Raw genomic sequence first — 6,825 nt, 5'->3', positions numbered from 1 at the left:
GGGCGGCGGGGCGGCCGGGCGGGCGGTCTGGGCGCCGCCGAAGCCACCGGCCTGGCCGCCGCCGAAGCCACCGGCCTGGCCGCCGCCGAAGCCACCGCTCTGGCCGCCGCCGAAGCCGCTCGCGGCGGGCGGCGGCGCGCTGCCGCCGGACGGGTCGACGATCGCCTCGACCTTCCACTGCACGCCGAACTGCTCGGAAAGCGCCTGGCGCAGGACCTCTTCGCTGCCGCTGCTCGCGAAGTTGTCCCGGGCTCCGGCGTTGACGAAGCCGAGCTGGAGGGTGGTGCCGTCGAAGCCCGCCACCTGGGCGTTCTGGCTGAGCAGGATCCAGGTGAAGCGGCGGCGGTTCTTGACGGCCTCCAGGATGTTCGGCCAGAGGGCGCGGGGGTCGAGGCCGCCGGTGGGCGCGGGCGCGGCGGCCTGCGGGGCGGGGGCCGGGGCGGCCGGGGCCTGCGGGGTCGCGGGCGGAGCGGGCTGCGCGGACGGCGTGCTCGGCGCGGGTGCGGAGGCGGGCGCAGAGGCGGGGGCACCGCCGCCCGCTGCGGCGGCCGTGGGCCAGCCGCCGGGCCGGGGCGCGGCGGGGGCGCCGCTGCCCGGCGCGGAGGCGGTGGGCCAGCTGCCGGGCCGGTTCTCGACGGAGGCGGGGGCGGGCTCCGGGGCCTGGGGCACCTGCGGGTTCGGGGCGACGGGCGGCGCGGCCTGCGGTGCGGGCGCGGGCGCCGCTGCCTGCGAAGGCGGCGGCTGAGGCGCCGTGGCCCCCGGCGCGGCATCGGCGGGTGCGGCATCCCCCGCCGGAGCCCCCCGCACCGCGGCACGCGCGGCGGCCGGGCCGCCGCCGGGCGGGATGGGCGGGCCGACCGGCCCGGGCGGCGGCACGGCGACGCCGGGCTGCTGCACGCCCGCGTGGGCCTCGGGCCCGGGGACGTACCCCATGGGGGGCGCGGAGGCGGGGCCCTGCGCCATGAAGTGTCCGCCGCGCTCCAGGCGGTCGAGGCGGGCCATGACGGCCCGCTCGTCGTCGTACGCGGCGGGGAGCAGCACACGGGCGCAGATCAGCTCCAGCTGGAGCCGCGGCGAGGTGGCGCCGCGCATCTCCGTGAGCCCCTGGTTGACGAGGTCGGCGGCGCGGCTGAGCTCGGCGGCGCCGAACACGCCGGCCTGCGCCTGCATGCGCTCGATCACGTCGGCGGGGGCGTCGATGAGGCCCTTCTCCGCGGCGTCGGGAACGGCGGCGAGGATCACGAGGTCGCGCAACCGCTCCAGGAGGTCGGCGACGAACCGCCGGGGGTCGTTCCCGCCCTCGATGACGCGGTCGACGACCTCGAAGGCGGCCCCGCCGTCCCCCGAGGCGAACGCCTCGACCACGGAGTCGAGGAGCGACCCGTCCGTGTACCCGAGGAGGCCGGTCGCCATGGCGTACGTCACACCGTCCTCGCGGGCGCCGGCGAGGAGCTGGTCCATCACGGACATGGAGTCACGCACGGACCCGGCGCCCGCGCGCACGACGAGGGGCAGCACTCCGTCCGCCACGGGGATGTCCTCGCGGCCGCACACCTCGGAGAGGTAGTCCCGCAGGGTGCCGGGGGGCACGAGCCGGAACGGGTAGTGGTGGGTGCGGGACCGGATGGTGCCGATGACCTTCTCGGGCTCGGTCGTGGCGAAGATGAACTTCAGATGCTCCGGGGGCTCCTCGACGACCTTCAGGAGGGCGTTGAACCCCGCCGACGTGACCATGTGGGCCTCGTCGATGATGTAGATCTTGTACCGGCTGCTCGCGGGCCCGAAGAAGGCCTTCTCGCGCAGGTCGCGCGCGTCGTCCACGCCACCGTGCGAGGCGGCGTCGATCTCGATGACGTCGATCGATCCCGGGCCGTTGCGCGCCAGGTCGCGGCAGGACTGGCACTCGCCGCAGGGGGTCGGGGTGGGACCTTGCTCACAGTTCAGACAGCGGGCGAGGATGCGCGCGCTCGTCGTCTTGCCGCAGCCGCGCGGGCCGCTGAACAGGTACGCGTGATTGACCCGGTTGTTCCGCAGCGCCTGCTGCAGCGGGTCGGTTACATGCTCCTGCCCGATGACCTCGGCGAACGACTCCGGGCGATAGCGGCGGTACAGCGCGAGAGACGACACGCATACGAGGTTAATGGCGCCCACTGACAACACGGACCGCCCAGCCGCACCAAGGGTCGCGGAACGCAAAGCGCCCCTCACGCACCCGCCAGAGCCGACCTACCCTTGCTGCCTTCCGGCCCTGGGGGAGTTCAGTCAGATAGCGCCACGTGAGGGGCTGGCCCCCACAGTAGCCGATCCCCACCCCCGGGAACGAGTTCGCGAGCACTCCTCAACGTCTTGTATTGTTTGCGGCGGAGGATTCGCCTAGAGGCCTAGGGCGCACGCTTGGAAAGCGTGTTGGGGGCAACCCCTCACGAGTTCGAATCTCGTATCCTCCGCCAGTGCCTCACCGGGCACGATGTCGAAGGGCCCCGCTGCTTGCAGCGGGGCCCTTCGACGTTGTCCGGCCCCATCGGGCGCCGCCGCGGGGGCCGATACCTGAATGACACAGGTCCGCGCGGCCGCGGACACACGGCCCTGACCGGGTGGACGCGCGGGCCTCACAGGCTGTGGGGCGCACACGGGTTCCGTGTGCGTCCGGCTGTGAGAGGTGGTCGTCGGTGGCGGGTCGTCGGATACGTATCGGTGGGGCGGGGTGGACGTGGCGGCCCCGGCGCGGGGCCGTGTGCGCGTCGGCCGTCGTGGTCGCGGCGGGGGCCGTCGGCGGCTGGTGGGGGCTCACCGGAGGCGACCGCCCCGGCTCGGGGGACCCGCGCGACGGCTCCGTGGCGGTCGCGGAGGCCGCCGGGCGCCTCGATCTGCCCTGGCCCCGGGAGGGGCAGGCCGGGATCGACGTCGAGGGCGTCGGCAGCCTCGGCAGGAAGGGCGGCCGGGAACCCGTGCCGATCGCGAGCGTCACCAAGGTCATGACCGCGTACGTGATCCTGAAGGAACATCCCCTGAAGGAGGGACGGGAAGGGCCCACGATCACCGTCGACGCGGCCGCCGCGCGCGAGGCCCACTCGCTCAGCGAGTCCACCGCCCCGGTCCGCGAAGGGCAGCGCCTCAGCCAGCGCAAGCTGCTGGAGCTGCTGTTGCTGCCTTCCGGGAACAACGTCGCCCGGCTCCTTGCCCGTTGGGACGCGGGCAGCCAGAAGGCGTTCGTCGCGAAGATGAACCGGACCGCCGCGGAACTGGGCATGGACCGGACCACGTACACCGGCGCCAGCGGCCGTGAGGCCAGCACCCGCAGCACCGCCGACGACCAGCTCAAGCTCGCCCACCGGGCCATGAAGGAGCCCGTGCTGCGGTCCGTGGTCGCCCTGCGCGAGACGACCGTGCCCGGCGGGTCCGGCACGGTCGCCAACACCAACCGGCTGCTCGACCGGCCCGGTGTGATCGGCCTCAAGACCGGATCCAGCACGCCCGCGGGCGGCAATCTGCTGTGGGCCGCCGAAGCGGGCTCTGGCGGCTCGCGCCACCTCGTCCTCGGCGTCGTCCTGGGCCAGCGCGCGGGCACGTCGCCCGCCGAGGGCCTCCAGGCCGCCCTGGAGAGCAGCGGACGCCTCGTCGACGCCGTACAGCGGGACCTTCCCGCCGCCCTCCGTGGTGACGGGCGGGCCGGATCATGAGCCTGCTCGATCCGAAGACGGAGACAGAGGCGGAGACGGAGACGGGGACGGGGGCGGGGACGGGGGCCCCGACGGGGTCCGTGACCCGCGAGCCGGATGCGGAGACCGCTCCCCGCGAGCCGGGGGCCGCCGGGCGTCCCTCCCGCGCGGTCCACGGCAGGTGGCGGCGCGGCCGGGTGCTCGTCGTCGCCGCCCTGCTCCTCGCCCTGCTCCTGGCCGCGCACGGCCTCGTACCGAACGGAGCCGGGCGCGTCGGCAGCCTCCTGGAGACGTTCCTGCCGTGGCTCGGCGCGGGCGTGCCCGTGCTGCTCGTGCTCGCGGCGGTGCGCAGGTCCGCGGCCGCCGGGGTCGCCGTCCTGGTGCCGGCCGTCGTCTGGTGCTCCCTGTTCGGCGGGCTCCTCGTCGACAAGCGGTCCGGCGGCGGGGACCTCACCGTGGTGAGCCACAACGTCGGCGAGGCGAACCCGGACCCGGCCCGCACCGCCCGCGACCTCGCCGCGTCCGGCGCCGGGCTGCTCGCCCTGGAGGAACTGTCCGCGCGCACCGCGCCGGTGTACGCCCGCGCCCTGGACGGCTCGTATCCGTACCACTCGGTGCAGGGCACGGTCGGCCTGTGGAGCAAGCACCCGCTGCGCGACGTGCGGCCGGTGGCGATCATGCCGTGGACGCGGGCGCTGCGGGCCACGGTCGTCACGCCCAAGGGGCCCGTCGCCGTGTACGGCGTCCATCTGGCCTCGGTGCGGGTGCGCCCGGGGACGGGGTTCGCGACGGAGCGCCGCGACGAGGCCGCCGCGCGCCTCGCCGAGGCCGTCCGGGCCGAGCGGCTGCCGCGGGTCGTCGTCGTGGGGGACCTCAACGGCACCACGGGGGACCGGGCGCTGCGGCCCGTGACCTCGCTGCTGAGTTCGGCACAGGAGGAGGCGGGCGCGGGCTTCGGCTTCACCTGGCCCGCGTCGTTCCCGGTGGCCCGGATCGACCAGATCCTCGTGAAGGGCGTCACGGCCGCCTCGTCCTGGACCCTGCCGCGCACGGGCAGCGACCACCTGCCGGTCGCAGCCTCGCTGCGACTGTGATCGGGTGACCTGATGGGATCACGGCACGAACAGAGCACCGGTGAGCGGCACGGCGACGGCACGGCGGCCGCCGTACGCCTCCTGCTGATCGAGGACGACGAGACGATCCGCCGGTCCGTCGGCATGGCGCTCGAACGCTACGGCTACGAGGTGGCGGCGGCGCCCGACGGCCTCACGGGACTTGAGATGTTCCGGGACGGGGCGCACGACCTGCTGCTCGTCGACATCATGCTGCCGCACCTGGACGGCATCAGCGTGTGCCGCAGGATCCGCGAGACCAGTCAGGCGCCCATCCTGATCATGTCCGCGCGCGGCGACGCCCTGGACGTGGTGGCGGGCCTGGAGGCGGGCGCCGATGACTACGTCGTCAAGCCCGTCGACACCGGCGTCCTGGTGGCGCGGATCCGCACCCTGCTGCGCCGGGCCACCTTCACCGCCGCCCCGGCCCCCGGCGCCGAGCCGGCCGACGACGACGGCGTGCTCGCCTTCCGCGACCTCACCGTCGACACCCGCGGCCTGGAGGTCCGCCTCGACGGCCGCCTCCTCGCGCTCACCCCGACCGAACTGCGGCTGCTCCTGGAGTTCGTGGCCTCGCCGGGCATCGCCCTGCAGCGGCGCACGCTGCTGCGCGAGGTGTGGGACTACGGCTGGGACGGCGACATCCGGGTGGTCGACCTGGCGGTGCAGCGGCTGCGCAAGAAGATCGGCGCCGACCACATCGAGACCGTCCGTGGCTTCGGCTACAAGTTCCGGCGCTGACGTGGGACGCGAGCCGGGCCGGGTGGTGCCGCGCCTCATCGACCCGCGGTCCCTGCGCTGGAAGGTCGCCGCCGGGGTCGCGGCGGCGACCTGCGCCACGGCCCTCGGCATCGGGATCCTGGTGCACCGCACCACCGAGGACCGCGCCATGAGCATCGGCCGCGGCAACGCGATCGAGGCACTGGACACCGCCAAGGCCGAGTTCCGGGGCGAGCAGCCCGTGCGGGACCCGTCGGGCCCCGGCTACGAGGTCGGCGGCGACCTGCCGGACGAGCTGCTCGAACGGCTCGAAGCGGCGGCCGGGGACACGGCCGTCACCTGGTACGACACCCGGTACCCGCTCCAGGGGCCGCGGATGTGGGCCGCGGAGCACGTCGACGGCAGCGCGCTCGGCGCCAGCGTCGACATGGGCGCCGAACAGCGCAGCCTCCAGGCGCTCGACCGGCACATGCGCTACGCAGCCCTCGCCATCCTCGCCGTCGTCGTCCCCCTCACCGTGCTCGCCGCCGAGCTGGTGCTGCGGCGGCTTCGCCGGGTCGCGGGCACGGCCCGGCGCATCAGGCGCGGCGACCTCGACGCGCGGACCCGCGCCCGCGGCCGCGACGAGATCGGCGAGATCTCCGCGGCCGTCGACCTCATGGCGGACGCCCTGCAGGAGCGGCTGCGCGGCGAGCAGCGCTTCACCGCCGACGTCGCCCACGAGCTGCGCACCCCGGTCGCCGGGCTCGTCACCTCCGCGTCCCTGCTCCCCGAGAGCGAGGCCACCGAGCTGGTCCAGGACCGGGTCCGGGTGCTTCGCGGCCTGGTGGACGACCTCCTGGAGATCTCCCGGCTCGACGCCGGGGCGGAGGAGGCCGACCTCCAGGAGGTGCCGCTCGGCGAACTGGTGACGGAGTCCGTGCGGCGCACGGGCCTGGCCACGGAGGTCGTGGTGCGCGGCGACCCGGTCGCGGAGACCGACCCGCGCCGCCTCGACCGCGTGCTCACGAACCTGGTCGTCAACGCCCACCGCCACGGCGCGCCCCCGGTCCGCGTCACGGTCGACGGCACGACGATCGCCGTACGCGACCACGGCCCCGGCTTCCCGCCCGATCTCCTCGACCACGGCCCCCAGCGCTTCCGCACCGGCGCCGTCGAGCGCGGCCACGGCCACGGCCTCGGCCTCACCATCGCCGAGGGCCAGTCCGCGGTCATCGGGGCGCGGCTCACGCTGGCGAACGCCGGGGGTCCCGGCGGCACCGAAGGCGACGACGCGGACGGCGGAAGCGGCGGCCTCGCGACCCTGGAGCTGCCCGCGCCCGCGGGGACCTGAC

The 6,825-nt window shown here is 75.4% G+C and carries 5 protein-coding genes, 1 tRNA gene and 1 other RNA gene; 5 read left to right on the top strand and 2 right to left on the bottom strand.

What is annotated here, in order from left to right; all coding sequences use genetic code 11:
• Both IG74_RS0117325 and ffs read right to left on the bottom strand, forming a co-directional pair.
• Positions 1–2,127, bottom strand: a 2,127-nt coding sequence (locus IG74_RS0117325) for a DNA polymerase III subunit gamma and tau (protein ID WP_030677222.1), incomplete at its 3' end; no start/stop codon positions are given.
• Between the two features lie 63 nt (positions 2,128–2,190).
• An RNA gene (ffs, locus tag IG74_RS48725) (signal recognition particle sRNA small type) lies at positions 2,191–2,289 on the bottom strand.
• A gap of 73 nt (positions 2,290–2,362) precedes the next feature.
• Between ffs and IG74_RS0117320 the strand changes: the two genes are divergently transcribed.
• The 5 genes from IG74_RS0117320 to IG74_RS0117300 all read left to right on the top strand — a co-directional run bounded on the left by IG74_RS0117320 (position 2,363) and on the right by IG74_RS0117300 (position 6,824).
• Positions 2,363–2,450 (top strand) — tRNA-Ser (locus IG74_RS0117320).
• Positions 2,451–2,732: 282 nt separating this feature from the next.
• Positions 2,733–3,680: a D-alanyl-D-alanine carboxypeptidase family protein gene (locus IG74_RS0117315; RefSeq protein WP_107058954.1), complete on the top strand. Its 948-nt coding sequence runs from the start codon at positions 2,733–2,735 to the stop codon at positions 3,678–3,680.
• Entirely contained in the window at positions 3,677–4,753 is a 1,077-nt protein-coding gene (locus IG74_RS0117310) for an endonuclease/exonuclease/phosphatase family protein (protein WP_107058953.1), read from the top strand. The genes IG74_RS0117315 and IG74_RS0117310 overlap by 4 nt, the downstream gene beginning before the upstream one ends.
• A 12-nt stretch (positions 4,754–4,765) precedes the next feature.
• Positions 4,766–5,512, top strand: a complete 747-nt coding sequence (cseB, locus tag IG74_RS0117305; protein ID WP_051854958.1) for a two-component system response regulator CseB — start codon at positions 4,766–4,768, stop codon at positions 5,510–5,512.
• A 1-nt stretch (position 5,513) separates the two neighbouring features.
• Entirely contained in the window at positions 5,514–6,824 is a 1,311-nt protein-coding gene (locus tag IG74_RS0117300; protein WP_063761254.1) for a sensor histidine kinase, read from the top strand.
• Position 6,825: the final 1 nt, after the last annotated feature.

Source organism: Streptomyces sp. NRRL B-1347 (genome assembly GCF_000720325.1).
Taxonomy (GTDB): Bacteria; Actinomycetota; Actinomycetes; order Streptomycetales; family Streptomycetaceae; genus Streptomyces.
The sequence above is the reverse complement of the archived record's forward strand: the minus strand, read 5'-3'. Positions and strand labels throughout refer to the sequence as shown.

What these genes read in the sequence shown, in the direction of transcription:
- IG74_RS0117310 (WP_107058953.1), top strand. Translation starts at nt 3,677, where the DNA reads ATGAGCCTGCTCGATCCGAAGACGGAGACAGAGGCGGAGACGGAGACG.
- cseB (WP_051854958.1), top strand. Translation starts at nt 4,766, where the DNA reads ATGGGATCACGGCACGAACAGAGCACCGGTGAGCGGCACGGCGACGGC.